The organism is Pseudomonas sp. AC229 (assembly GCF_979254655.1).
Genome location: NZ_CEEDHK010000003.1, coordinates 182,038 through 208,059, shown reverse-complemented (window position 1 = coordinate 208,059; position 26,022 = coordinate 182,038). Strand labels below are relative to the sequence as shown.

At 61.3% G+C, this 26,022-nt stretch carries 26 protein-coding genes; 1 reads left to right on the top strand and 25 read right to left on the bottom strand.

Annotated features, from left to right (window positions below):
- Positions 1 to 111: 111 nt before the first annotated feature.
- From flhB to dnaX, 25 genes are all read right to left on the bottom strand, one after another.
- A complete protein-coding gene (flhB, locus tag AC0IW7_RS05835) occupies positions 112 to 1,248 on the bottom strand; it encodes a flagellar biosynthesis protein FlhB (protein ID WP_471816376.1) in 1,137 nt (378 codons plus the stop codon).
- Between the two features lie 3 nt (positions 1,249 to 1,251).
- Positions 1,252 to 2,028 (bottom strand): flagellar biosynthetic protein FliR, encoded by a 777-nt coding sequence (gene fliR / locus AC0IW7_RS05830; protein WP_471816374.1) that lies wholly within the window; start codon positions 2,026 to 2,028, stop codon positions 1,252 to 1,254.
- 3 nt (positions 2,029 to 2,031) lie between these two features.
- Entirely contained in the window at positions 2,032 to 2,301 is a 270-nt protein-coding gene (gene fliQ, locus AC0IW7_RS05825) for a flagellar biosynthesis protein FliQ (protein ID WP_110618444.1), read from the bottom strand.
- A gap of 24 nt (positions 2,302 to 2,325) precedes the next feature.
- Positions 2,326 to 3,078, bottom strand: coding sequence for a flagellar type III secretion system pore protein FliP (gene fliP, locus AC0IW7_RS05820; protein ID WP_122496971.1), 753 nt, complete (start codon positions 3,076 to 3,078; stop codon positions 2,326 to 2,328).
- Positions 3,078 to 3,527, bottom strand: a complete 450-nt coding sequence (gene fliO, locus AC0IW7_RS05815; RefSeq protein ID WP_471816373.1) for a flagellar biosynthetic protein FliO — start codon at positions 3,525 to 3,527, stop codon at positions 3,078 to 3,080. The genes fliP and fliO overlap by 1 nt, the downstream gene beginning before the upstream one ends.
- Before the next feature lie 3 nt (positions 3,528 to 3,530).
- Positions 3,531 to 3,992, bottom strand: a complete 462-nt coding sequence (fliN, locus tag AC0IW7_RS05810) for a flagellar motor switch protein FliN (protein ID WP_122496968.1) — start codon at positions 3,990 to 3,992, stop codon at positions 3,531 to 3,533.
- 58 nt (positions 3,993 to 4,050) lie between these two features.
- Positions 4,051 to 5,016: a flagellar motor switch protein FliM gene (gene fliM / locus AC0IW7_RS05805; protein ID WP_122496966.1), complete on the bottom strand. Its 966-nt coding sequence runs from the start codon at positions 5,014 to 5,016 to the stop codon at positions 4,051 to 4,053.
- Between the two features lie 39 nt (positions 5,017 to 5,055).
- The gene (fliL, locus tag AC0IW7_RS05800; RefSeq protein ID WP_122496964.1) at positions 5,056 to 5,613 is read right to left on the bottom strand and encodes a flagellar basal body-associated protein FliL; all 558 of its coding nucleotides are present in this window, start codon (positions 5,611 to 5,613) and stop codon (positions 5,056 to 5,058) included.
- Between the two features lie 380 nt (positions 5,614 to 5,993).
- Positions 5,994 to 7,295 (bottom strand): flagellar hook-length control protein FliK, encoded by a 1,302-nt coding sequence (locus tag AC0IW7_RS05795; protein ID WP_471816370.1) that lies wholly within the window; start codon positions 7,293 to 7,295, stop codon positions 5,994 to 5,996.
- A gap of 154 nt (positions 7,296 to 7,449) precedes the next feature.
- Entirely contained in the window at positions 7,450 to 7,809 is a 360-nt protein-coding gene (locus AC0IW7_RS05790; protein WP_471816368.1) for an Hpt domain-containing protein, read from the bottom strand.
- Positions 7,810 to 7,839: 30 nt separating this feature from the next.
- Complete coding sequence (locus tag AC0IW7_RS05785; protein WP_471816367.1) at positions 7,840 to 9,543, bottom strand: ATP-binding SpoIIE family protein phosphatase; 1,704 nt, start codon at positions 9,541 to 9,543, stop codon at positions 7,840 to 7,842.
- Between the two features lie 4 nt (positions 9,544 to 9,547).
- A complete protein-coding gene (locus AC0IW7_RS05780) occupies positions 9,548 to 9,853 on the bottom strand; it encodes an STAS domain-containing protein (protein WP_122496958.1) in 306 nt (101 codons plus the stop codon).
- 89 nt (positions 9,854 to 9,942) lie between these two features.
- Complete coding sequence (fliJ, locus tag AC0IW7_RS05775) at positions 9,943 to 10,395, bottom strand: flagellar export protein FliJ (RefSeq protein WP_122496956.1); 453 nt, start codon at positions 10,393 to 10,395, stop codon at positions 9,943 to 9,945.
- Positions 10,396 to 10,420: 25 nt separating this feature from the next.
- Complete coding sequence (gene fliI, locus AC0IW7_RS05770; protein WP_122496954.1) at positions 10,421 to 11,779, bottom strand: flagellar protein export ATPase FliI; 1,359 nt, start codon at positions 11,777 to 11,779, stop codon at positions 10,421 to 10,423.
- Positions 11,769 to 12,587, bottom strand: coding sequence for a flagellar assembly protein FliH (gene fliH, locus AC0IW7_RS05765; protein WP_122496952.1), 819 nt, complete (start codon positions 12,585 to 12,587; stop codon positions 11,769 to 11,771). Before fliH ends, fliI begins: the two co-directional genes overlap by 11 nt.
- A gap of 8 nt (positions 12,588 to 12,595) precedes the next feature.
- On the bottom strand, positions 12,596 to 13,612 hold the full coding sequence (gene fliG / locus AC0IW7_RS05760) for a flagellar motor switch protein FliG (RefSeq protein WP_122496950.1): 1,017 nt from the start codon (positions 13,610 to 13,612) through the stop codon (positions 12,596 to 12,598).
- Positions 13,605 to 15,401, bottom strand: a complete 1,797-nt coding sequence (fliF, locus tag AC0IW7_RS05755) for a flagellar basal-body MS-ring/collar protein FliF (protein WP_471816364.1) — start codon at positions 15,399 to 15,401, stop codon at positions 13,605 to 13,607. Before fliF ends, fliG begins: the two co-directional genes overlap by 8 nt.
- Positions 15,402 to 15,473: 72 nt before the next feature.
- Positions 15,474 to 15,803: a flagellar hook-basal body complex protein FliE gene (gene fliE / locus AC0IW7_RS05750; protein ID WP_122496946.1), complete on the bottom strand. Its 330-nt coding sequence runs from the start codon at positions 15,801 to 15,803 to the stop codon at positions 15,474 to 15,476.
- Positions 15,804 to 16,326: 523 nt separating this feature from the next.
- Positions 16,327 to 17,475: an acyl-CoA dehydrogenase family protein gene (locus AC0IW7_RS05745; RefSeq protein ID WP_471816362.1), complete on the bottom strand. Its 1,149-nt coding sequence runs from the start codon at positions 17,473 to 17,475 to the stop codon at positions 16,327 to 16,329.
- Positions 17,476 to 17,660: 185 nt separating this feature from the next.
- Positions 17,661 to 20,165 carry a TonB-dependent siderophore receptor gene (locus AC0IW7_RS05740; protein WP_471816360.1) on the bottom strand — a complete coding sequence of 835 codons (2,505 nt, stop codon included), beginning with the start codon at positions 20,163 to 20,165 and terminating at the stop codon, positions 17,661 to 17,663.
- A gap of 114 nt (positions 20,166 to 20,279) precedes the next feature.
- Positions 20,280 to 21,233 carry a FecR domain-containing protein gene (locus AC0IW7_RS05735; RefSeq protein WP_471816358.1) on the bottom strand — a complete coding sequence of 318 codons (954 nt, stop codon included), beginning with the start codon at positions 21,231 to 21,233 and terminating at the stop codon, positions 20,280 to 20,282.
- Entirely contained in the window at positions 21,230 to 21,739 is a 510-nt protein-coding gene (locus tag AC0IW7_RS05730) for a sigma-70 family RNA polymerase sigma factor (protein WP_471816357.1), read from the bottom strand. Before AC0IW7_RS05730 ends, AC0IW7_RS05735 begins: the two co-directional genes overlap by 4 nt.
- A gap of 87 nt (positions 21,740 to 21,826) precedes the next feature.
- On the bottom strand, positions 21,827 to 22,426 hold the full coding sequence (gene recR / locus AC0IW7_RS05725) for a recombination mediator RecR (protein WP_122496936.1): 600 nt from the start codon (positions 22,424 to 22,426) through the stop codon (positions 21,827 to 21,829).
- 309 nt (positions 22,427 to 22,735) lie between these two features.
- Positions 22,736 to 23,062, bottom strand: coding sequence for a YbaB/EbfC family nucleoid-associated protein (locus AC0IW7_RS05720; RefSeq protein WP_122451450.1), 327 nt, complete (start codon positions 23,060 to 23,062; stop codon positions 22,736 to 22,738).
- A gap of 27 nt (positions 23,063 to 23,089) precedes the next feature.
- On the bottom strand, positions 23,090 to 25,171 hold the full coding sequence (gene dnaX / locus AC0IW7_RS05715; protein ID WP_471816355.1) for a DNA polymerase III subunit gamma/tau: 2,082 nt from the start codon (positions 25,169 to 25,171) through the stop codon (positions 23,090 to 23,092).
- A gap of 211 nt (positions 25,172 to 25,382) precedes the next feature.
- Between dnaX and AC0IW7_RS05710 the strand changes: the two genes are divergently transcribed.
- Positions 25,383 to 25,940, top strand: a complete 558-nt coding sequence (locus AC0IW7_RS05710; RefSeq protein WP_471816353.1) for a DUF1003 domain-containing protein — start codon at positions 25,383 to 25,385, stop codon at positions 25,938 to 25,940.
- Positions 25,941 to 26,022: the final 82 nt, after the last annotated feature.

The following is a 26,022-nucleotide window of genomic DNA, read 5'->3' as shown; positions in this document are numbered from 1 at the left end:
TCGTCCAACTTTGGGATTGGGGCTTGAATGCTTTTTTGTAGGAGCGACCTTGGTCGCGAAAGGGGTTTGCAGGATTCGCGACCAAGGTCGCTCCTACAAGTCCCCGGTCGGTTATTCGTCGCGGCGCAAGTCTGGCGGGATGGGCACATCTTTGAGGGGATCAGGCCGCTTGCCTTTGCCTGAACGGAATTGGCGCAATTGGTAGACGTAGGCCAACACCTGCGCCACGGCCAAATACAGCCCGGCGGGAATCTCGCGATCCAGGTCGGTAGAGTGGAAAATCGCCCGCGCCAGGCCAGGCGATTCCAGCACCATCACTTTGTGTTCGTTGGCGATCTCGCGAATTTTCAGCGCCACAAAGTCGCCACCCTTGGCCAACAATATCGGCGCTCCGCCTTGCTGCGGGTCGTATTTCAGCGCGACGGCAAAGTGCGTCGGGTTGGTAATGACCACGTCGGCCTGGGGCACGGCGGCCATCATGCGGCGCTCGGCCATTTCCCGTTGCATCTGGCGAATGCGCTGTTTGACCTCGGGCTTGCCCTCGCTGTCTTTGTATTCGTCGCGCACTTCCTGCTTGGTCATCAGCATTTTTTGCCGGTTGTCCCAGAGCTGGAATGGTACGTCCACCGCCGCAATGAAGATCAGCCCCCAGGCCATCCACATGGCGCTGCGCCCGACCACCGTGATGCTGTGCATGATCGCCGCTTCCAGCGGTTCATGAGCCAGGGCCAACAGGTCGCGCTTGTCGGCGTTGAGCACCGCCAGCGCCACCATCAGCACCAAGGCGAACTTGGCCAGGGCTTTGAGCAGCTCCAGACCGGCCTTGGCCGAGAACATGCGCTTGATCCCAGGCAACGGGTTGAGCCGCCCGAAGTTCGGCGCCATCGACTGCGGCGAAAACAGCCAGCCACCCAGGCCAATCGGCCCAAGAATCGAGGCCACCAACAGCACGACAAAGAACGGGAACAGCGCCATCAGGGCGATGTAAATGGCATTTTCAAACTGCAGCGCCATGCTGCCGTTATCCATCAACAGCTCGCGGCTGAGGGAGAAATTCTCTTTCATGATGGTGGCCATGGCATCGCCCATGGCGCCGCCGTAGCTCATCAGCGCGCCAACGCCCGCCACCAGCACGACAAAGGTATTGAGCTCGCGCGAGCGCGCGATCTGGCCCTTCTCTCGCGACTCGCGGCGTCGCTTGTCCGTGGGCTCTTCACTCTTCTCCGCGCCATTCTCGTTCTCGGCCATGGCCTATTTCGCCTGTACCAATTCGCGTAGCAACTGCAGGGCATCGCTGACCATCAGTTGATAGTGAGAGAGAAAGTCCGACAGGCTGATCCAAATGATCACAAAGCCCATCACCAGGGTGAGCGGAAAACCAATCGAGAAAATGTTCAGCTGCGGCGCCGCCCGCGTCATCACACCAAAGGCGATGTTAACGATGAGCAGCGCGGTAATGGCCGGCAGCACCAGCAACAAACCGGCGCCCAACACCCAGCCTAGACTGGTGGCGATGTTCCAGTAGTGGTTGGTGGTCAGGCCGGTGCCGATAGGCATGGTCACAAAGCTTTCGGCCAGGATTTCAAACGCCACCAGATGCCCGTTCATGGCCAGGAACAACAGCGTCACCAGCATGGTGAAAAACTGCCCGATGACCGCCACCGACACGCCGTTGGTGGGGTCGACCATGGAGGCAAAACCAAAGCCCATCTGCGTGGCCAGAATTTGCCCGCCCACCACGAATGCATGAAAGAACAATTGCAGCACAAAGCCGAGCATCGCCCCGACGAGCACTTCCTTGGCCACCAGAAACACCGTGGCCAGGTTCAGCGCATCGACGGCGGGCGCAGGCGGCAGGCTGGGGTAGATCACAAGGGTGAAGGCCAGCGCCAGATAGATGCGCACGCGCATCGGCACCAGCTGCGTGCCGATGATCGGCATCGTCATCAGCAAGCCGGCGATGCGGAAAAACGGCAGCAGAAAACCGCCCACCCAGCCGCCGATCTGCTCACCGCTCAGCTCAAACATGGCTTAGCCGATCAGGAACGGAATGTTGGTGTAGAGGTTGGTGATGTATTCCATGAACGAGCGAATCAGCCAGGGGCCCGCCCAGATCAAGGTCACCAGCATCACCAGCAGGCGTGGCAGAAAGCTCAGGGTTTGTTCGTTGATCTGCGTGGCCGCCTGGAACATGGCGACGATCAGGCCGACCACCAGGCTCGGCACCACCAGAATGGCCACCATCACGGCAGTCAGCCACAGCGCTTCGCGAAACAGGTCTACCGCTACTTCTGGGGTCATGTGCGTTCTCCCGGCCCGGCTCGGCTAAGTGCCGCCGAAGCTGCTGGCCAAGGTGCCAATGATGAGGGCCCAACCGTCGATCAACACGAACAGCATGATTTTGAACGGCAGCGAAATGATCAGCGGCGACAGCATCATCATGCCCATGGCCATGAGGATACTGGCGACCACCAGGTCGATAATCAGGAACGGAATAAAGATCATAAAGCCGATCTGGAACGCCGTTTTCAGCTCCGAGGTCACGAACGCCGGCACCAGAATGGTCAGCGGCGCCTGGTCGGCGGAGGGAATGTCGGTGCGTTTGGACAGCCGAATAAACAGCTCCAGATCCGAGGAGCGGGTTTGCGCCAGCATGAAGTTCTTAACCGGCACTTCGGCCTTGGCAATCGCGTCGCGGGCGGTCATCTGCTCGTTCAAATACGGCTGCAAGGCATCGCGGTTCACCTGATCGAACACCGGCGCCATGATGAACATGGTGAGGAACAGCGCCATGCCGGTGAGAATCTGGTTCGACGGCGTCTGCTGCAAGCCCAGGGCCTGACGCAGAATCGAAAACACGATGATGATGCGGGTGAAGCTGGTCATCAGCATGACGAACGCGGGAATGAACGTCAGCGCGGTCATCAGCAGCAAAATCTGCAGGCTGACCGAATATTCCTGCTGTCCTGCCGGGTTGGTGGTCATGGTGATGGCGGGCATGGTCAGCGGATCGGCCGCCAGAACCAGAGGTGCCGCCAGGCTCAACCCAATCGCCAGCAGCAGGCGCAACAGACTCATCACGGTTTGTCCTTCTGATCCTTGCCCAACAGCTCCATCAGGCGCTGGGCGAACTCCGGCGTGGCGGCTTGGGTGTCGGCCACGTACACCGGCTCTTTCAATGTGTGCAGCGGGGTAATGCGCCCGGCCGTGAGGCCCAGCAGAATTTGCTCATTGCCCACCTGCACCAGCACCAGCCGCTCACGCGGGCCCAGCGGTTGGCTGGCAACCAGTTTGATGACCTGGCCGCCGCGCGGGCCGATCTGCTGCACACGGCGCAGCAGCCAGGCCAGCACGAAAATCATGCCGATCACCAGCAGCAAACCCAGCAGCACCTGAACCAGCTGACCGCCCATGCTGCCTTCGGCCATGGGCGTGGCCAGGGTTTTGCCCGGCTCGGCAGCACTGGCCAGCAGCGGCAATGCCGTGACCAGCAACGCCGCCCGCCGACGTAGAAACGATGGACTCATGGTTTAGCGCAGCTTCTTGATGCGTTCGCTTGGGCTGATCACGTCAGTCAGGCGGATGCCGAATTTCTCGTTCACTACCACCACTTCGCCATGGGCGATCAGGGTGCCATTGACCAACACGTCCAGCGGTTCACCGGCCAGGCGATCAAGCTCGATGACCGAGCCCTGGTTGAGTTGCAACAGGTTGCGGATGGTGATTTCGGTGTTGCCCACTTCCATGGAAATGGACACCGGAATGTCGAGAATCACATCCAGGTTCGGGCCTTCCAAACTCACCGGCAGGTTGTTTTTTGGCGAGCTGGCGAACTCTTCCATCGAGGCGCGCGGCGCGCTGCTTTCGCCGGCGCTCTGGTTGAGCATCGCGTCGATGTCGTCCTGGTTCGCGTCACCGGCCTCAGAGAGCGCAGCCGCCCATTCGTCTGCCAGTGCCTGCTCTTCCGGGGAGGTTTCTTCTTCGTCTGCCATGTGTTCCTCGCCTTGCATTATTCGGTGGTGCTAATGGGTTTAAAGCTGGCGGAGTCGCTCAGCGTTCAATCGGTTCCAGCACCTGGAAGGCCAGGTTGCCTTTGTGGGCGCCGAGCTTGACCTTGAAGGCCGGCACGCCGCTGGCCCGCATGATCATTTCTTCGGGCATGTCCACGGGAATCACATCGCCGGGCTGCATATGCAGAATGTCGCGCAGCCTCAATTGACGGCGCGCGATGGTCGCGGCCAAGGGCACGCTGACGTCGAGGATGTCTTCGCGCAGGGCCTTGACCCAACGCTCGTCCTGGTCGTCGACATCGGACTGGAAGCCGGCGTCGAGCATGTCGCGAATCGGTTCGATCATCGAATACGGCATGGTCACGTGCAGGTCGCCGCCACCGCCGTCCAACTCGATGTGGAAGGTCGACACCACCACCACTTCGCTGGGGCTGACGATGTTGGCCAGCGCCGGGTTTACTTCCGAGTTCATGTACTCGAAGTTCACATCCAGCACCGCGTGCCAGGCTTCCTTGAGGTCGATAAACGCCTGGTCGATAACCATGCGTACCACGCGCAATTCGGTGGGGGTGAATTCCCGGCCTTCGATCTTGGCGTGACGGCCGTCGCCGCCGAAGAAGTTGTCCACCAGCTTGAACACCAGCTTGGCGTCGAGAATGAACAGGCCGGTGCCGCGCAGCGGTTTCATCTTCACCAGGTTGAGGCTGGTGGGCACGTACAGCGAATGCACGTACTCGCCGAACTTCATCACCTGCACGCCGCCCACGGCGACGTCGGCCGAGCGGCGCAACAGGTTGAACATGCTGATACGGGTGTAGCGCGCGAAGCGCTCGTTGATCATTTCCAGCGTGGGCATGCGCCCGCGCACGATGCGGTCCTGGCTGGAGAGGTCGTAACTTTTGACGCTGCCGGGGATGGCGGCGTCTTCGGTTTCCACCGCGCCGTCGTCGACACCATGCAACAGGGCATCGATTTCATCCTGGGATAACAGGTCTTGGACGGCCATCTGCGTTACCTACTGAAAGACGGTGACTGAATAACGGGTTTATTGCAGAACGATATTGGTGAACAGCACTTGCTCGACCGTGGTATCGCCCACTTCTTTCTTCGCCAGTTCCTGCACGCTGGCGGTGGCCAACTGACGGAGCATTTCCTTGCCGACCGGGGTCGTCAGGTTGTCAAAATTCTGGCCCGAGAACAGCAACACCAGGTTATTGCGCAGCACCGGCATATGGGCCTTGAGCGCGTCGACTTTATCTTTATCGCGCGCCATCAAGGCGACGCTGACTTGCATATACCGCTGGCGCCCGTTGACGTTGAAATTCACCACAAAGGCTGGCGCCAACACTTCGTAAATCGCCTCTTTTTTCAGCGGTTTGCCGTCCGGGCCTTTGCCCTCTTCGGCGCCGCCGTGCTCGCCTTCCTTTGCCGCTTCGGCAGCAGGCGCGCTCTTGTGCATCAAGAACCAGGTGGCGCCGACCGAGCCACCGATGGCGATCAGCAGGCCGACCACAATCAGGATGATCAGCTTCAGCTTGCCCTTGCCGGGAGGCGGTGCGGAGCCATCGGCCGCCGGTGCTGCTGCTTTTTCTTTCTTAGCCATGCCAATAATCCGTCACTGATCGGAAATCTATCCGTGTTCAAAGGGTTAGGAGCAAGTGTTATGCCAGCTTGCCAGGCACGAGTGCTAACAAGCTGTTTGCACGACAATTGCTGCCAGCAGTAGAGCAAACATAGCGGAGGACGCTCTGGGAAACTACCTACAACACAGACCGTTTACTGCAATTGCTCATCCATTACATGTCTGAAGCCCAGCTCCAGCGTTGGTTCTAACGCAACGGGCGCAGCGATATACCAGCCGCGTCTGACGCTGTCACTGAAAAAACGCGGCAGAAACAACAACGCCCGCTTACCGAATTGGTAAGCGGGCGTTGTCAGTCTAGATCACATGTGCCTGACGGCCCGGCCGCCGCCAGTGTCAGCTTAGGCGTAGTAGTCCACCAGACCACGGCCACCGGTGACGGCGCCGTTGCTGCGAATTTCGCTGGTGCCGACGCTGATCTCTTCATCGCTCCCACCGAAACCGCTGTTGCTGGAGCCACCACGGCTCTGCTGGCCATCGCCGCCGTTCTGCCCGGCCCAGCCGCGGTTGAGCGACTGATCAGACACATTGACGTCCATGGTCATGCCTTGCTGCGTGAACATCTCACGCAGGCGGTGCATGGATTCTGTCACCGCATCGCGTACCGCCATGTGCGGGCTGGCGAAGGTCACTTGGGTGGCGGCGTCCTGAGCCATGTTGATGCGCACTTCCAGGCGGCCAAGGTCTGGCGGATCGAGCTGGATGTCGGCCGATTTCAGGTTCTGGCTGGACATCCACATTACCTTGTCGACCACGTCTTCGGTCCACACGCCCTGCTGCATCGACACCGGCGCGCCTGGCACCAGCGGCGTGCGCTGCGCCTGGGTGACCTGCTGATTGACCGCCTGATTCAACGCGCTGAGCTTGTTGGCAAACGAATCGCTGGGCAGGTCGACGCTGCTGTCTTTTAAGGCCTCGATGCTGTCTTTGCCTTTATCCAGCAAACCCAGCTCGTCGGTGATCTGGCTTTCGCCGCCTTCGGTGTTGCCCGTTAGCTGCGCCATGGCAGCGGCAAAATCCTGGCCGCCGGTTTGCCCGGCCTGGGCGGCGGATGGATTGCTGGCGCCCTTCTGATTCGCCGCTTGCGCCTTGGCCGCCAGGTCGAGCACCAGGTCGACGCCCGGCAACTCGCTCATGGCATCCACCTGCGGGTCGTGGCCGGTGTCTTCGGTCTGGGTGATTTGTGGCGTCACCATGCCGGTGAGCGACAACGGTATATCGAGGGCTTCCTCGCCCTCCCCCGTGGTCGGCAGCGCCGTGTCTTCGGTGGTCGGCTGCTGCATCTGCTGCCCGGCCATGGCCAGCAGAATCATCGGGTCGATTACCGGCTCGCCGACTACCGGCTCGGTCGGCAAGGGATTGCCGCTATCGGCAACGGCCGGCTCGTCCGTGGTTGCCGCTGCAGTGGTTTGCTCGGCGGGTTTGCTGTCGTCAGCCTTGTCGTTGGACTTGGCATTTTTGGACTTGGCGGCCGCTTCGTTACGGTCGACAGCCTTGTCCTGACGCTCCTTGGCATACACCTTGGCGAAGCTGGAAGCATCGTCCTTGCTGGGCTCGGCCTGTTTAGGCTGAGACTTCGCAGGCGCTGCTTGCGGCTTGGCCACAGGGGCGGAATTCAGAAGTGGATCTGAGGCAACGGACATTTAGCACTCTCTCCGTGCGGGTGGGTCGTGATGGAGAGATAGCAAGGGATGGGCCAACTTTGCGCTGCCCACGTTTTGCGTAGTAGCCAGCTTGCTGGCGAACCGTGGAAAAGGCGCTTAACGAAGTTTGCAGGGTTCGCCAGCAAGCTGGCTCCTACAACGATGAAAACCGCTGGCGCTCGGACTTCAGCAAAATCCGCACAATGGCAAATTCGCGTTCGATCTGCTCCAGCACCGCTGGCGCATCCGCCAGCACGGTGGCGCTGCGCGAGTCGTCTTCCAGTTGCTTACACAGGTTCGCCAGCAACGGCGCGCCCATGTTGCTGCAGCTGCCTTTAAAGCTGTGGGCCGCCAGGCGAAGTTCGTGGGCATCGTTGTTTGCGAGGGCTTGGTGGAGCAGGCGCAGGCGTTCTTCGGAGTCGGCGACGAAGGTATCGAGCAGCAATGGATACTCAGCCTCCATGATGTCCTGCAAGCCGGCCAATACCGCACTGTCGAGATGTATGTCAGCCACCGGAACGCTCCCTGAGCAAAACGCTCAAGATTATGCCTGATCGATCCACGAGAACTCCACGCTCACGCCGCGTCCGTCATCTGCCCAGGTCGAGCGGTCGCTGAGCCGGCGGATCAGGCTCAGGCCGCGCCCTGACAAGCTTTGCGCGGTGCGCTGGCGTTCCAGAATGGTCGACACATCGAAGCCGGGGCCGCTGTCTTCGACCTTGACCACCAGGCGCCCACCGTTGGCTTCGGGCAGCAGTTGCAAGTGAAAGCGCACGTAGCCGTGGTCCAGCTCGGCCAGGCGCAGGCTGCGTTGGCGGTAGTACTCGGCAAAGCCGGCCGCATCGCATTTGAGACCGGAGTCCAGGCCCAGCACGCCGTGCTCAAGCGCATTGGAGTACAGCTCGGCGAGCACGCTGTATAACGCGCCGCCTTGGAAACGCAGGCCGTGCACTTCCAGCAGTAACTGCAAGAGGAAGGGCAATGGATTGAAGCGCTTAAGGGTCTGCGCGCGAAATTCGAAACTGGCGGCCCAGTCCAACGGGCTGCTGTGGCCGTTGTCGACAAACGCCAGCGCCGGGCGCGGCAAGGAGTCGGCCTCGACCATGCACACTTCGACCATGCTGACGTCGTCGTGCGCTTCACCGCGAAAAGCAGTGAGCGCTTGCTGGATTTCGTCGAACAGCAGGTCAGGTTGGCGATTGGCGGCAAACACATTCAGCAGCCGCGACTCGCCAAACATGTGCTCGGCCGGGTTGGCAGTTTCCAGAACGCCATCGGAGAGCAGAAACACGCGGTCGCCCAGCGCCATGGGATAGATCTCGCAGGCGTCTTTGAAGTCCGCCGGGTCGAGCACGCCCAGTGGCAAATGCCGCGACACCAGTGGCAAACGCTCGCCGGTAGCGATGCGATGCAGGTAACCGTCCGGCAAACCGCCATTCCACACTTCGCACACACGGCGCTGAAAGCTGATGTTCAGCAACGTGGCGCAGCAGAACACGCCCACCGGCAAAATGCGTTTGAGCTTGGCATTTACCTCGCGAAGAATTTCCGTCAGCGAATAACCCTTGGCAGTCATGCCGTAGAACACTTCGGCCAGCGGCATGGCGCCGATTGCGGCCGGCAAGCCGTGGCCGGTGAAGTCGCCGAGCAGCACATGCATACCGCCCGAGGGCTTGAACGCGGCCAGCAGCAGGTCGCCGTTGAACACCGCAAACGGCGATTGCAGGTAACGAATGTTGGGCGCGTTCAGGCAGCCCGAGTGGGCCACTTTGTCGAATACCGCTTTGGCCACGCGCTGCTCGGTGAGCAGGTGCTCGTTGTGCCGGGCAATCAGGTCGCGCTGTTCCAGCACGGTGGCCTGCAACCGGCGCAGACGGTCCATGGCTTTGATCTTGGCTTCGAGAATGACGCGGTTGTAAGGCTTGGCCAGAAAGTCGTCGCCGCCGGCGTCGAGGCAGCGCACTAGCGCTTCGCCCTCGGTCAGCGAGGTGAGAAAGATGATCGGCACCAGCGCTTCGCCGGCCTTGAGTTTGATCCGTCGCGCCGCCTCGAAGCCGTCCATCACTGGCATCAAGGCGTCCATCAGCACCAGGTCAGGCCGCTCCTGCTCGAACATCGCCACCGCTTCCAAACCATTGGCGGCGGTGATGACGCGATGGCCCTGACGGCTGATGATGCTCGACAACAACATGCGGTCGGCCGCGTTGTCTTCGGCAATCAGTACGGACAGGCGCGGATCCAGCGGCATGGTGTCAGATGATCTTGAACAGCTGTTCGAAGTTGGAGATCGCGAGAATTTTGCGCACGTCGGCGTTGCAATTCACCAGGCTGATCTGCGCGTTGTCGCCACCGGCATGGTCACGCAACAGCAGCAACATGCCGAGCGCCGAGCTATCCAAATAGGTGGTGTGGTCCAGGTCGACCACATAGCGTTTGGGCGTTACGTTCACGCGCTCGTAAGAGTCGCGAAACGCCTGATGGGTGCCAAAATCGAAACGTCCTTGAATGCGGATGGTCAGCTCTTGCCCGTCGTCAGACGGTAATGAAGTGATGGCCATGAGAAGCTCCCCTACCCCAAATGAATCTGGTTATTTATAAATAAGAAAAAACAAACGGTTGTGGCTTTTCCTCACTCTAGCAGCTGAATTCAATCACGCTCACGTTGCAGTAAACGCTGTGATAACTCGTCGAGTAATTTCTGCTCGCGCTTGTCGGCGGCCACCCGCGCTTCGTCCATGTACTTCTGCACCAGCTTGCGCAGCCCTTCGAGCCGCGCGTATTTCTGCTGCCACAACTCGCGGGCCTTATCGAGGTTGGTGCGGTGCCAGTCGACGCTCTGGTTCTGCTGTTTGATGGCGGTTTCCAGCTGCGCCAAAAAGCGCTGGTAGTTCATCATCCACTGCCCCGACACGCCGTTGCGGCCTTCGGTAATCCACTGCTGCTGGTAATCGCCCAAGTAGCGGTGCAGGTCGTTTAGTTTGCCTTCGGCCTGGTTCATCAGGGTTTGGCATTGGCCCAGGGCCCGTGCGGCTTCACGCTCTTCGCGTTCGGCCATGTCGACCACCGGGGCCAAACGTGACGCTCTGCTTGGCAACGCCATTTAGTGCAACGTCCTTAGCAACCCATCAGCGCGGCGGCGCGGGTGCGAATACCGCAGCGAGTGCGTCTTTGCTTTGCTGCAGGCTTTCATTGTCGTTGAGCCCCTGGCGCAAGTAATTGACCATCGCGGCGTGCCGGGAAATGGCCAGGTCGGTTTCCGGGTCGCCGCCGGGCACGTAGGCGCCAACGCTGATCAGGTCGCGACTTTGTTGGTAGCGCGACCACAACTGCTTAAAGCGTTGGGCGTTGCGCATATGGTCAGCGTCGACCACCGCCGGCATCACCCGGCTGATGGACGCTTCAATATCAATGGCCGGGTAATGCCCTTCTTCGGCCAAGCGCCGCGACAACACGAAGTGGCCGTCGAGCACACCACGCGCCGAGTCGGCGATGGGGTCTTGTTGGTCATCACCCTCTGACAACACAGTGTAGAAGGCGGTGATCGAGCCACCACCGGCTTCGGCATTCCCGGCGCGTTCCACCAGCTTGGGCAGCTTGGCGAATACCGACGGCGGATAACCCTTGGTGGCGGGTGGCTCGCCGATGGCCAGGGCGATTTCCCGCTGTGCCTGGGCGAAACGGGTGAGCGAGTCCATCAGCAGCAATACGTTTTTGCCTTTATCGCGAAAATATTCGGCGATGCGCGTGCAGTACATGGCGGCGCGCAGGCGCATCAACGGCGCGTCATCCGCTGGCGAGGCAACGACCACGGAGCGCTTGATGCCCTCCTCGCCCAGGATGTGTTCGATGAATTCCTTCACCTCACGGCCCCGTTCACCGATCAGCCCCACCACGATGATGTCGGCGTTGGTAAAGCGGGTCATCATGCCCAGCAGCACACTCTTACCCACGCCGGTACCGGCAAACAGGCCCAGGCGCTGGCCGCGACCGACGGTCAGTAAGCCGTTGATGCTGCGAATGCCGACGTCCAGCGGGGTGTCGATGGGGTGGCGATTGAGCGGGTTGATGGTCGGGCCGTCCAGCGGCACCCAATCTTCGGCTTTCATGCCGCCCTTGCCATCGAGCGCGCGGCCGGTGCCGTCGAGCACCCGGCCGAGCATAGTCATGCCCATCGGCAACCGGCCGGAATCGGGCAGCGGCACCACGCGTGCGCCCGGCGCGATGCCGGCAAGGCTGCCGACCGGCATCAGGTAAATTTTGCCGTCGCCAAAGCCCATCACTTCGGCTTCAACCTGCACGGGGTGATAGCTGCCGTTGTTGATCACCAGGCAGCGGCTGCCCAAGGCGGCGCGCAGGCCTTCGGCTTCGAGGGTTAGGCCGACCATGCGCAACAGGCGCCCTTCAACGATCGGCTGGGCCGGCAATTGGATCGCCTCGCTGTAGCCCGCCATGCGTTTGGCGAAGCTCAGGCGCTCAAGTCGCATGAATAACCTCTGGCGCGTCGCCGTCCAGATCAATCTGGATATCCGGTTCGGCTGGCGAGGTCGCCTGTTCGCGCTGCTGTTCGAACAGTTGCTTGAGCATCTGCGCCAGGCGGGTTTCGATCGTGGCGTCGATTTGCGATTGCTCGGACTCCACGCGGCAACCGCCGGGCTGCAAGGTTTCGTCTTCGAGAATGCGCCAGGTTTCTTCATGGCGATCACGCAGGGCTTTGATCAACTCGAAGTCCTGCGGGTGAATATGAATGCGCACATTGGCCGCGCCCATGGGCAACAGCTTCAGCGCCTCGCGCAGCACTTGGCGGATTTGCGTGGAATCGATGGTCAGCTCGCGCTGCACGACTTGGCGCGTCATTTGACTGACCAACTGCACCAGCGCCACTTCGAGCTTCTGGTCTTGCTCGGCGATGGGATCGAACAACTGCGCCATGACCTGTTCGAGGCTGGCGACCTTTGCAGCCAGGGCGGCGTCCGCCTCTTGCTTGGCTTTTACCTGCCCGGAACGGAAACCATCTTTCTCGCCCGTGGAAAAACCCTCGTTGTAAGCCTCCTGGCGGATGACCTCCAACTCATCGAGCGTCAAGGGTTTGACATCTTCGATCTGCACCTCTTCGCCTTGGGCGTTTACGTCCGGCTCGGGTGCGGCAGGCGCAGCATTGTGTTCGCTGGGCGGAGGCGTCAAAGGTTCGGCGGGCTGTTCGCCCTCGGGGTCAAAACTGGGCAGCGCCCAGCGGGCCAAACCGCTGACGTCTTTGGCGCGAATCAGCTCGCTCGGACCTTCCTTGTTGCTCATGCTGTGCCTTAAACCATTTCTTCGCCGCCTTTACCACCGAGGACGATTTCCCCGGCTTCGGCCATGCGGCGGGCGATGGTGAGAATTTCTTTTTGCGCCGCTTCTACGTCGCTGACCCGCACCGGACCGCGTGCTTCGAGGTCGTCGCGCAGCAGCTCGGCGGCACGTTTGGACATGTTCTTGAAGACTTTTTCCTTGATCGCTTCGTCGGCGCCTTTGAGTGCCAGCACCAGCACGTCGGAAGACACTTCGCGCAGCAGCGCCTGGATGCCACGGTCGTCGACGTCGGCCAGGTTGTCGAACACGAACATCAGGTCTTCGATCTGCGAGGACAAGTCTTCGTCGACTTCGCGGATCGAGTCCATCAACTGGCCTTCAACCGAGCTGTCGAGGAAGTTCATGATGTCGGCCGCGCGCTTCACGCCGCCCATGGTGGCGCGCGAGGTGTTGGCGCTGCCGGAGAATTGCTTCTCGAGAATCTGGTTGAGTTCTTTGAGCGCCGCCGGCTGCACGGTGTTGAGCGACGACACGCGCAGCACGATGTCCAGACGCACTTTATGGTCGAAGTGGCCAAGCACTTCGCCGGCTTGGTCGGGGTCGAGGTAGGCGACCACGATGGCTTGAATTTGCGGGTGTTCGTAGCGAATGACGTCGGCCACCGCGCGCGGCTCCATCCACTTCAAGCTGTCGAGGCCGCTGGTGCTGCCGCCGAGCAGAATGCGGTCGATGAGGCTGCCGGCTTTGTCTTCGCCCAGCGCCTGGGTGAGCATTTTGCGGATATAGCTGTCGGCGCCGACGCCCACGCTGGTTTGGTCGCCGACGGTTTCGACAAACTCGCCCATCACCTGCTCAACCTGCTCTTTCTGCACGTTGCGCATATGCGCCATGGCCACGCCGACCTTTTGCACTTCCTTGGGCCCGAGGTGACGCAGCACCTGCGCGGCGTCGGTCTCGCCGAGGGAGAGCAATAGAATCGCCGCTTTGTCGACCTTGGTCAGCTTGGCGGGGGCGCGGTTGTCATTCATCGGCGTTGATCCACTCTTTAACCACTTGTGCCACGCGACCCGGGTCTTCGGCTACCAGACCTTTAATCGCATTCAGTTGCGCATCATAACCTTCGGACGGACTCGGCAGCATGATGCTCGCGGGTCCACCAAGGCTTACACGATCAGCAGACAATTCGCCGTCCAGACCGCCCATGGCGCCCAGCTCAACATCGCCGCCCTGGCCGTCATGGCCCAGCGCATTGTTCTTGCCGCCACCGGTAATGTTGTTCAACACCGGACGCAGCACACCAAATACCAGTACCAGAATAAACAGCACACCCAGCACTTGCTTGACCACATCCCAGAACCAGGGCTGGGTGTAGAACGGAATCGACTCGATTTCTTCGCCCTGACTGGCCGCGAATGCCGAGTTGATCACGCTGACGCTGTCGCCACGGGCGGCATCGAAGCCCACCGAGTCCTGCACCAAGCGGGTAAAACGCGCCAGATCGGCGGCGCTCCACGGCGTGCGTGTGGTCTCGCCGGTCTGTGCGTTCACGTTCACCTGATCGTCCACCACCACCGCGACAGAAAGCCGACGCAAGCGGCCCTGCTGTTGCTTGGTGTGGCTGATGGAGCGGTCCAGCTCATAGTTACGGGTGGCTTGTTCGCGTTTGTCGGCCGGATAAGGCGCGAGTTTAGGCTGGCCAGTGGCCGGGTCGACGATCTGCGTGCCGTTGGCATCGAGCAGTGGTTGCCCAGCGGCAATTGGACCGGCGGGCGCAGGCGCAGCGGCGGCCGCTTGTTGCGGCGCAGAGGCCGGGCCTGGCGGCTGGTTGCTGACGGCGCCGGGAATACCCTGCGAGCCGGCGGCGCTGGAGCGTTCTTCGTTTACTTTCTGCTCGCTGCGCAGCGCTGGCTGGTCGGGGTTGAACATTTCCGACGTCGACTCAACGGCGCTGAAATCAACGTCGGCCGACACTTCAGCCTTGTAACGGCCGGCGCCCAACACCGGTTGCAGAATGCTGTCGACGCGCTGGCTGAACATGCCTTCCATGCGGCGGCTGTAATCGAACTGCTTGCCGGCCATGCTCAATTCGGACAGCTCTTGCTGGTCGGACAGCAGGTTGCCTTTCTGGTCGACCACAGTGATTTGCGATTTGCTCAACTCCGGCACGCTGGTGGCGATCAGGTTGACGATGGCCATCACCTGACTTGGCTCCAGTGCACGACCCGGATACAGCTCCACCAGCACCGAGGCGCTTGGCTTGCGGTCGTCACGCACGAACACCGAGCTTTTCGGAATGGCCAAATGCACGCGGGCCGCTTTGACGTTGTTCAGGCTCGACACCGTGCGCGCCAGCTCGCCTTCCAGACCCCGGCGGTAACGGGTGGCTTCCATGAATTGGCTGGTGCCTAGCCCTTGCTCGCCGTCGAGAATTTCAAAACCGATGTTCGCGTCACGCGGCGACACACCGGCTTGCGCCAGTTGCAGGCGGGCACGGGACACGTCGCTGGCTTTAACCAGCAGCGCGCCAGAATTCGGTTCCATGGTGTACGGAATATTGGCGGCGGTGAGGGTTTCCGTCACTTGTTTGGCGTCCATCCCTTCCAGGCTGCCGTACAGCGGACGGTAATCCGGCTGTTGCGACCACAGCACCACGGCAAAGCCGATGGCCACGCTGGCCGCCAGACCGACCAAGAGGCCAACCTGCCGCAGCATGGTCATCTGCGACAGGTTGTCCAGGAACGCCAAGCCGAACAGCGGCTTCTTGGGCTCGTTGGAGTCTGCCTTGACGGGTACGTTGCTGATCGCTGCTTCTGCCATGTCTTAACTCACTGTTGCGTCTTGCTGCTTAACCCGTTGCGGGTCCTGAGTTTGCTGGATAACCCCAACCACTCAGACGGGCATTTGCATGATGTCCTGGTACGCCTGAACCAGCTTGTTGCGCACCTGCGTAATGGCCTGGAAGGACACGCCGGCCTTCTGCGAGGCGATCATCACGTCAGTGATATCCACGCCGCTTTTGCCGATTTCGAAGGCTTCGGCCAGTTGGCTAGAAGCTTGCTGGGTTTCGTTCACCTTGTTGACGGCTTGACCGAGCATGTCCGAAAAGCTCGGCGCCCCGACTTCTGCCGGTGCTGCCGCGACTTTAGGACGGGCCATGGCCTCCATTTGCATGGAGCGCATTTCCAACATTAGGCGATTGAACTCGACACCCTGACTCATGACGCTTCTCCGGTGACCGCAGGTTTTTTGACGCAATGCGGTAGGTAACCAGGTGATTGCAACAAGGGTGCCAAAAGAGGAAAGGGACTACAGGGTTTGAGGGTTGGGATGCTTTTGTGGGTAAAACCACCCTCCGCTCTGGGAGCGGCTTTAGCCGCGATGCTCTGCTCGTAGGTTGGGTCGCTCCGCGGACGGCGAGCCAAAGGCGAAGCCCAACAATGCGAGGTAGGTGTGATTAACGACCGAAGACCAGTCCGAAACTCTGGATCCCCGCGTTCGCGAGGATGACGGTGTTTTTTCTTAAGCTCACTGCCATCCTCGCGAACACGGCGGTTCGACGATTTCGGATAGGTGTGATTAGCGACCGGCGATCAGTCTGAGATTCTGGATTCCGAATCGTCGGACCGCCGCCTTCGCGGGAATGACGATGGCCTCTACAACGACACCGTCATCCTCGCGAACGCGGGGATCCAGTATCTCAAGCCAAGCGCAAAAGCTGAATCCAGCGCTCTAGCCCCCGACCCTAAATCCCCATCTGCTTACTAATAATCTCGTTCATCACCTCCCGCGTCCCTCCCCCAATAGAAAGAATGCGGTTATCGCGATACAGCCGTTCCACCAGGCTCTCGCGCATAAAACCCATGCCGCCCGCTATTTGCACCGCGTCATAAACGATGCGGTCGGCAATGTCGGTGGCAAAATTCTTGGCCATGGAAATCTCTTTAATCACCGATTTGCCCGCCGCCATCTTCGCCGCCTGGCGGTAGGTGAATTCGCGGGACACTTCCAGCTGCGTGGCCATTTCCGCCAGGCGGTGTTTCAGCACTTGGAATTTGCCGATGGGTTTGCCAAACGCCTCGCGCTGCCTGGCCCAGCTCAGGGATTCCTGCAACGCCAGCTCGGCAGTCATGTTGGCCATGATCGCCAGCGCCAACCGCTCCGACTGGAAGTTGGCCATGATCCCGGCAAAGCCCATGTTTTCGGCGCCAATCAGGTTGCCCACCGGCACTTTGCAGTCGTCGAAAAACAGCTCGGCGGTGTCCGACGCCCACCAGCCCATTTTCTTTAGCTGCCGGCCCACGGTGAAACCGGGCGTGCCCTTTTCCACCATCAGCAAACTGACGCCGCCAAAGCCTTCGCCGCCGGTGCGCACGGCCACGGTGTAGTAATCCGCGCGTACGCCGCTGGTGATAAAGGTTTTGCTGCCCGTCACGCGGTAGAAATCACCGTCGCGCACGGCGCGGGTTTTCAGGCTGGCCACATCGGAGCCGCCGCTGGGCTCGGTAACGGCCAGCGCACAGATTTTTTCGCCGCTGAGCACCTGCGGCACCACGCGGTCGCGCACGTCCGGGCGGGCCCATTTGAGAATCGGCGGCAAGCCGATATCTAGCGAGCCCAGGCCGGCGACCAGGCCGCCAGAGCCGCAGCGCATCAATTCTTCGCTGGCCGCCACCTTGGCGAACAGGTCGCCTTCATGGCTGCCGCCGAACTGTTCCGGGTAACCAATGCCCAAGATGCCCGCCGCGCCGGCCTTCAGGTACAGCTCGCGGGGGAAGCTTTCCGCCTCTTCCCAATCGGCCACATGGGGAAGGATTTCCCGCTCGACAAAGCGGCGCACCGAGTCGCGAACCAGTTGGTGCGAGTCGTCGAAGTATTCTTGAAAGGCAGACATGGCGAGCTCCCGGAAAGGTTTGGCCGACCTTACCGAGCGCTTGCTTGGTTTTCAACAGGGATCAGGGGGCAGTTCGGCCAAAAGTCGAGATCGTGGGTCCCCCGTTGGGCTTCGCTTCGCTCTACCCAACCTACATTCCTCGTAGGTTGGGTCGGTCCGCAGGCGAAGCCCAACAGCTGTCCCAATCAAAACTTCTGAATAACGGTGGCCATCACGTTGCGTTCTTCGCCGTAATAGCAAAAGTTGAGGTTGCCGCAGGAAGCCACGTATTTCTCGTCGGTGAGGTTGTTGGCGTTGACTCGAACCGAGGTGCCCTTCAAGCCGAGTTCGGAGAAGTCGTAACTCACCGAAGCGTCATACAGCGTGTACGACGGCACATAAACGGTGTTCTCCGCATCCGCCCAGCTTTTGCCGACGTAGCGCACGCCAGCGCCTACACCGAGTCCGGCAAGCCCGGTGCCGTCAAAGCGGTAATCGGCCCACAGGCTCGCCATATGTTTCGGGGTCTGCGACGGCGTGTTGCCCTTCACGTCGCTCTCCACGCCGAAGCTGTCGAAGCTGAAGTAGCTTTTGGCGTACTCGACCTTGGTGTAGGTGTAACTGCCGAGCAACCGCAGGCTGTCGGTAATGTGCAGGCGCCCTTCCACCTCGACGCCTTTGGATTCCACTTCGCCGGCGTTGCGGTAGAAATTCTCGTTGGCCAGCTTGGTCGCCACGTTTTCCTGACGGATGTCGAACAGCGACAGCGTGTACAGGTCGTCGGTGTCGGTCGGCTGGTATTTCAAGCCCACTTCCCACTGCTTGCCTTCGGACGGCTCGATCAGGCTGCCGGCCGCATCGCTGTAGGTAGACGGATTGAACGACTCGGAATAGCTGATATACGGCGCAATGCCGTTATCGAACTGATACAGCACGCCCGCGCGGCCGGTGACTTTGCTGTCGGTCAGCGAGTTCTCGGTGCCAGCCGGACGGTTCACCAACCCGGTGCTGGCGCTGAATTCATCGACGCGGTTTTCTTCCGACACGTCGAACCAGTCTTTGCGCAGCCCCAGCGAGATATTCCAACGGTCGAGTTCGATCAGGTCCTGCACGTAAGCGCCAGTCTGCTCTTTGCGGCGCACGTAGCTGTTGAGCTGGAAGTTGGGCGTGAAGGTGACGCTATCGTCGCCGTATTGCGGGTCAAAGGCGTTCAGCGTACTGGCCGTGCCGTAGGGCCAGTCGACGACGTTTTTGATCCGCTGGTAGTCCAGGCCGGTGACCACCGTGTGCTCGGCGGCGCCGGTGAAGAATTCGGCTTGCAGCATGTTGTCGACGATCCAGGAATGCAGCTTTTCATCCGCTGCCGAATACGGCCGGTACAGCTCATCGCCCGCCGCATAGCCATAGGCGTAAACCTGCTTCTGCTCCAGGTCGGAATCCAGGTAACGGAAGTTTTGCCGCACGCTCCATACGTCGTTGAAGCGGTGCTGCAACTCGTAGCCGAACATTTGTTGCTCGCGCTTGGCGGTGTCGTTGCCCGGTTCGCCCTCGAAAAACGAGGTGGAGATGCGCTTGCCGTTGCGCGTGTACAACGTGCCCGAGGCTGGCAAACCGCCGTGGTAGCCGGCTTGCGGGTCGCTCTGCAAATAGGCGTAAACATTCAACGAGGTGTCTTCGCTCAAGTTGACCAGCAGGCTCGGCATCAGGGTGTAGCGGGTTTCTTCGGTGTAATCGAACTGGGTGTCGGTGTCTTTGGCAAAGCCCACCAGGCGATAGGCGATGTTCTCGGTCAGCGGCCCGGTGGTGTCAAAACCCAGCGCTTTGTAGTCGTGGCTGCCGGCTGAAAGTTGCACCTCATTGCTGGCCTCGAACTTGGGCCGCTTGGTGGTCAGCGCCACCAGGCCGCCGGGGTTGCTGCGGCCGTACAGCACGGAGGACGGGCCTTTGAGCACGTCGATGCGCTCGATGAAATAGGGGTCGACTTGCAGGCTGCTGTAGGTGCCGGCGTCACTCATCGACTTGAGGCCGTCGACGATGATGTTGTCGACCGAGCCGTCGTTGAAACCGCGCATGGCCACGTAGTCGTAGCGATGCGTCGCGCCGTAGGGGTTGGTCAATACGCCCGGCACATAACGGATGGCTTCGGAAACGGTTTGCGAACCCTGATCGTCCATTTGCTCGCGGGTCACCACCGACACCGATTGCGAGGTGTTCACCAGCGCCTTGCTGGTTTTGGTCGCCACGCTGCTGTGGGTGGCGTTGTAGCCTTCCATGCTGCCGAGGGCGTTGCCCAGGGCGAACGCCTTGACCGACGCCGCTGGCAATTCCACCGCCGCCCCGCTATCGCCGCTGCTCAAGCTGTAGCCGCCTTGGCCATCGCCTATTGCGCGCAAACCGCTGCCGGCCAACAAACGGTCGAAGCCTTCGCTGACGCTGACGCTGCCTTGCAGGCCCGCCGTGCTTTTGCCATCGGTCAGGCGGCCGTCCACCGACAGCAACACGCCCGCCTCGGCGGCGAAACGGCTTAATGCGGACGACAGCGGCCCGGCCGGAATCTGGTAACTGCGTACGGTTTGCTGGCTGGCCGGCGCGTCGGCAGCCTGGACCACAAGCGGCGCCAAGAGCGTCATGGGAAGTGCAAGCAGCGCCAGGCGCACAGCCGGGCGCAGACGGCGGCTGGTGACAGCTAACGGGAAGGTATTCGAAGCCATGAACTGTTCCGTTTGGTGAGTGGCTGCACGCGTTGCGCATGCCCTATGCACCTGAAGCCAAGCGAACGGCAAAAAGGGGAACCGCCGAGTGAATATATTTTTTCCGGCGCGGTGTTACGCCGGCTCAACGGTGATCCACCACGGCGTGCGCTGGCGAATGTGCACCGGCAGGCTGGTTTGCAAGGCGGCGAAAATTTTCTCGCGGTCGGCCAGCGGATAAGCACCCACCAGCCGTAAATCAGCAATGCGCGGATCGCAGCCCAGATAGCCCGGCGTGTAGGCGGCCAGTTCGCTAATGAAATCGCCCAGGCGCATGTTGTCGGCCAGCAGCACGCCCTTGCTCCAGGCTTGGCGCCCGGCCTCGGCGAGCTGCACCGTGCCATGGCCGGTGGCGCTGAAACGCAGCTGTTGGCCGGCGTCGATAACCCGAATCGCGCCGCCGGCTGCCGAGGTAATTTCTACTGCGCCAGTGAACACGCTGAGCTGGGTAAGGCCGTCGCCCTGGCGCACGCTAAAGCGCGTGCCCAGCGCCCGTAGGCGGCCTTGAAGCGTATCGACCACTAACGGGCGTGAGCCGTCGTGGGCGCTGTCGAGCAGCAGCTCACCGCGAAACAACTGCACGCGACGTAGGCTGGCGGTGTAGTCGATATCGGCGGCGCTGTTGCTGTTGAGCCACAGCTGCGTGCCGTCGGCCAGCCGCGTTTCGCGCACTTCGCCGACGGCTGTGCGTTCGCTCGCGACCCACGCTTGAAGGGTACTGCGGCGAACGGTGGCCAGGCCTAACACGCCGCCACCGCAGAGCAACGCCAGCATGCCAAGCGCCCGGCGCCTGCTCTGGCCCGCGACGCTCAGTGCCTGCCCCGCCGCGCGGCGGCGCTCGCTGGGCAGGCGCTCAAACTGACCGCTGATGGCTTCTACCCGCTGCCACGCTGCTGCATGGTCGGGGCTGGCCGCCAGCCATAAACGCCACGCCTGCCGCTGATGTTCGCTGACGCCGCCGCTACTCAAGGTGGCGAACCAGTCGGCGGCCTGTTGCAGCACCCCATAGTCGAGCGTTGGCGAAGTCATGCGCCCTGCTCCAGCAGCAGGCAATGCAGCATCGCCTGGGCCATGTACTTTTTCACCATGCGCTCGGACACCTGCAAGCGCGTGGCGATCACGGCGTAGGTCAAGCCGTCCAGCTGCGACCAGAGGAATGCCTGACGCACCTTGCTCGGCAAGCGCAGCAGCATGGCGTCGATGGCCAGCAAGGTTTCCATAATGAGTTCGCGCTCTTGCGGCGAGGGCGCGTAGTGCTCGGGCTTGGCGGCCAGGGCATCGAGGTAGGCGCGCTCAACGGCTTGGCGGCGCCAGAAGTTGACCAACAACGAATGGGCGATGGTCGACAGGTAAGCGCGCGGCTCGCGCAGCGTCGGCAGGTCGCTGTCTTTGCTGAGCACGCGCAGGAAGGTGTCTTGAGCCAGGTCCGCCGCATTCTCGGCGCAGCCCAGACGCTTGCGCAGCCAACCGCTCAGCCAGCCATGATGCTCGCGGTAAAGCTGCTGCAGGGATTGCTCAGCGGTGTGTGACTGCACCTGAAAACCCATTGCTCAAGATTAATGCGCAAATGGTAATTCTTCTCAAGCGCGAATTGCTAGCTCTAGATGTGCCGAGCCGCAAAACTACAGATTGATCGGCCGCCGCCCCGCCAGCGCGTGGGCCAGGGTGCCGCCATCGACCAGCTCCAGTTCGCCGCCCAACGGCATGCCGTGGGCAATGCGCGAGGCGATCAAGCCTTTATTGCTGAGCAATTGGGCGATGTAGTGGGCCGTGGCTTCGCCTTCAACCGTGGGGTTGGTGGCCAGAATCACCTCGGCGAAGTTGCCCGCCTCGATGCGCGCCAGCAGCTCGGGCACGCCAATGGCTTCCGGGCCCAGGCCGTCGAGCGGTGAGAGATGGCCCTTGAGCACGAAGTAGCGGCCACGAAAGCCCGTCTGTTCGACCGCGTTTACGTCCATCGGCCCTTCCACCACGCACAGCACGCTGTCGTCGCGGCGCGGGTCTTGGCAGGTTTGGCAAATGGCATCTTCGCTCAGCGTTCGGCATTGCTGGCAATGGCCAACGCCTTCCATCGCCTGGGTTAACGCCTGCGCCAGGCGCAGTGCGCCGCTGCGATCACGCTCCAGCATCTGCAACGCCATGCGCTGAGCAGTCTTCTGCCCGACGCCGGGAAGAATGCGCAGCGAATCAATGAGTTGGCGGATCAGCGGGCTGAAGCTCATGGGTGGGAATCCGGAATGAACAATGACGGGACATTAAAAGCATCGAGGCTAAAGCCTCTCCCACACGACAAAGGTTTCATTGTAGGAGCGGCTTTACCCGCGATGCTTTTTGCATCAAGAGCATCGCGGCTAAAGCCGCTCCTACAGGATCAGCGCTTTGTTGTGAGGGAGGCTTCAAGCATCCGGCGTGCTCAGGCGATGTACAGGGCAAGGCGCCGGTGAGCGAGGCCCCGCAGTGGGCTCAAGCCCATGAGGACGCCGAGTTCACCGGCAACGCCGCCTTGTGCATCGCCTGGGCGCGTCGATCAATCAAAAAGGCATTTTGAAGCCGGGGGGGAGCTGCATGCCGGCGGTCATGCCGCCCATTTTCTCCTGGCTGCTTTGCTCCACCTTACGCACCGCATCGTTAACGGCTGCGGCGATCAGGTCTTCGAGTACTTCCTTGTCTTCCTGCATCAGGCTGTCGTCGAGGGTGATGCGTTTGACGTCATGACGCCCGGTCATTACCACGCTCACCAGCCCAGCGCCGGCTTGGCCGGTCACTTCGGCGTTGGCCAGTTCTTCCTGCATCTTGGCCATCTTTTCTTGCATCTGCTGCGCCTGCTTCATCAGGCCGGCCATGCCACCTTTCATCATGGGAATCACCTCACGTTAAGTAATGCTTCACGACGCCACGGGGGCGTCCACAGGCTCAATGGTGCCGTCGCGAATGGTCGCGGCGAATTGCTGAATCATTTCTTTGATCAGCGGATCGTCATGAATCGACGCCTCCGCCGAACGCTGCCGGTTCGCGCGCTTGCGGGCTGCGGCCTGAGCCGGGGTTTCCTGCTCGGGCGTGCGCAGCTCGATTTCCAGTTTGATCGGACGCTTGTGGTAGGCATCCAGCGCCTCGTTCAAACGCCGCTGCTGAGTAGCATTAAAGAGCGCGCTTTGGCCGGGGTCCAGGTGCAGGGTCCAGGTGTCGCCGTCTACCGCCACCAGGCTGCAGTTGGCGGCGATGCTGCCGGTGAGGCCGGTGATGCCCAGGCGCGGGAACAACTCCAGCCACTCAGCGGCCAGGCCCGTGGCCGGTTTGGCGGCGGGCAATGGCGCCAGTTCCGCCGGGGCTGGGGCATCGATGCCCATGGAATCCAGCGCATCGAGGTAGGCGTCGGTTTCGCCTTCGGCAATGTAGTAATCGTCGTCGCCGGGCGGCGGCTCGTCGTCATCGTCGTCGCTGACATCGGCCGGCGTGTTGATGACCACGGCGGCTTCAGTTTGCACGGCGACCGGCGCAGGCGCAGGCAGCAACGGCGCCGGGGCGACCTCGGCAGGCACTGCGATGAGTTCGGGAACCGGAACAGGGGCAACGGCCGCAGGTTTTTGCTCTTCCCACGGCAAATCGATGGGGGCAGCCGCTACGGGTTCCGGCTGGGGCTCGGGCTGAGGGTGTGGCGCAACCACGGCAACGACGGGCGCAGGCTCAGGTTCCGGCTGCGGCTGCGGCGCAACGACCTGGGGCTCAGGGATTGGCGCTGGCGTTGGCGCCACAGGTTCAGGCGCTGCAATAGGTGCAACCGGCGCGGCCATAGCTGCGCCGGCCACTGGGTTAGGTCGGGGATCAGCAGTGGCCTGGCTAATCCCGAGTGGCTTTAGCGCCACCCTCGGCACATCGCCCGTATCCGCCGGGCGGAAGGCCAACATGCGCAGCAGCACCATTTCAAAGCCACCGCGCGGGTCCGGCGCCAGCGGTAAATCGCGGCGGCCGATCAGGCCCATCTGGTAATAGAACTGCACGTCTTCGGCAGGCAATGCCTGAGCCAGTGCCAACACACGGTCACGGTCGCCCTGGCCGTTGTCCACCGCTTCCGGCAATGCCTGGGCGATCGCGACGCGGTGCAACACGTTGAGAATTTCTGCCAGCACGCCAGCCCAGTCCGGCCCCTGCTCGGCCAGGTGCCGAATGGCTTCGATCAGCGCCCGCGCGTCACCTTCCAGCAGCGCATGCAACACGCCGTACACCTGGCCGTGATCCAGCGTGCCGAGCATGGCGCGCACGTCGGCGGCCAACACTTTGCCCTCGCCAAAGGCAATGGCCTGGTCAGTCAGGCTCATGGCGTCGCGCATCGAACCATCGGCGGCGCGGCCCAGCAACCACAGGGCATCGTCTTCAAACGGCACCTGTTCCACACCCAAAACGTGGGTCAAATGCTCGACCACACGCTCAGGCGGCATGTTCTTCAGCGAGAACTGCAGGCAGCGGGAAAGAATGGTGACGGGCAGCTTCTGCGGGTCGGTGGTGGCCAGCAGGAATTTAACGTGGGGTGGCGGCTCTTCGAGGGTTTTCAGCAAGGCATTGAACGAGTGCGACGAGAGCATGTGCACTTCGTCGATCAGGTAGACCTTGAAGCGGCCACGGCTGGGCGCGTATTGCACGTTGTCGAGCAGCTCGCGGGTGTCTTCCACCTTGGTGCGGCTGGCGGCGTCGACTTCGATCAGGTCGACAAAGCGGCCTTCATCAATCTCTTTACACACCGAACAGGTGCCACACGGCGTGGAGCTGATGCCGGTTTCACAGTTCAGGCATTTAGCGATGATGCGCGCGATGGTGGTTTTGCCCACGCCGCGGGTGCCGGTGAACAGATAGGCGTGGTGCAGGCGCTGGCTGTCCAGCGCGTTGATCAGAGCCTTGAGCACATGGGTCTGGCCGACCATTTCGCGGAACGAGCGCGGACGCCATTTACGTGCAAGAACCTGATAACTCATCGAAAACCGTCGCAACTGGGGGGCAAGAAAAGTGGGGCTAATCCTAGCGGAGCACGGGGCAAATTGCATCCGACTTGGCGCACAGCCCGGCAGGTCGCGCTTGCGCTCAGTGGCAGACAAACCTTTTTAGCGAGCCGGCGCCGGGCACAAGGCGTATAAACCGTTTGCCGGCCGCTTCGGCCCGCTCCATACCTTTCAGGGATTTCCCGTTATGGCTGCCAACAAACACTCGCTCGACCAACTGGCAAACCGTTTTCTCGGCAAGGATCACGCCGCGCTCGACCCGGAAGAAGTCAGTGTGTTGGAACACATGACCGACCACCGCCCGGTCAGCCGCGACGCCGCTGATGCCGCAGACGACATCTCAACCTTCGGCCAGCGCTTGTCGGACCGCGTGGCAGAGATCGGCGGTTCGTGGTCGTTCATCATCGCCTTCACCGTCATTCTGCTCGGCTGGATGCTGCTCAACACCGACGTGCTCGCCCACTTCGGCATGGCCTTCGACCCCTACCCTTATATTTTCCTCAACCTGATGCTCTCCACTGTCGCCGCCATTCAGGCGCCGGTGATCATGATGAGCCAGAACCGACAAGCCGCCAAAGACCGCCTTGCCGCAAGCCTCGACTTCGAAGTGAACCTGCGCGCCGAGCTGGAAATCATGCGCCTGCACGAAAAAATCGACCAAGCGATCACCGAGCGGCTGGACCGGATTCTGGCCAAATTGGAAAACGGTGAGCGGTTAGCCCGAACCTCAGAACAGACCGACTAATGAGGTTGGGGCGAAGGAAAATTCAGCCCGGCCTGATCTCAAATTGCCAGCTGCGTAAGCAGAAACTACGCTCACGATTCCT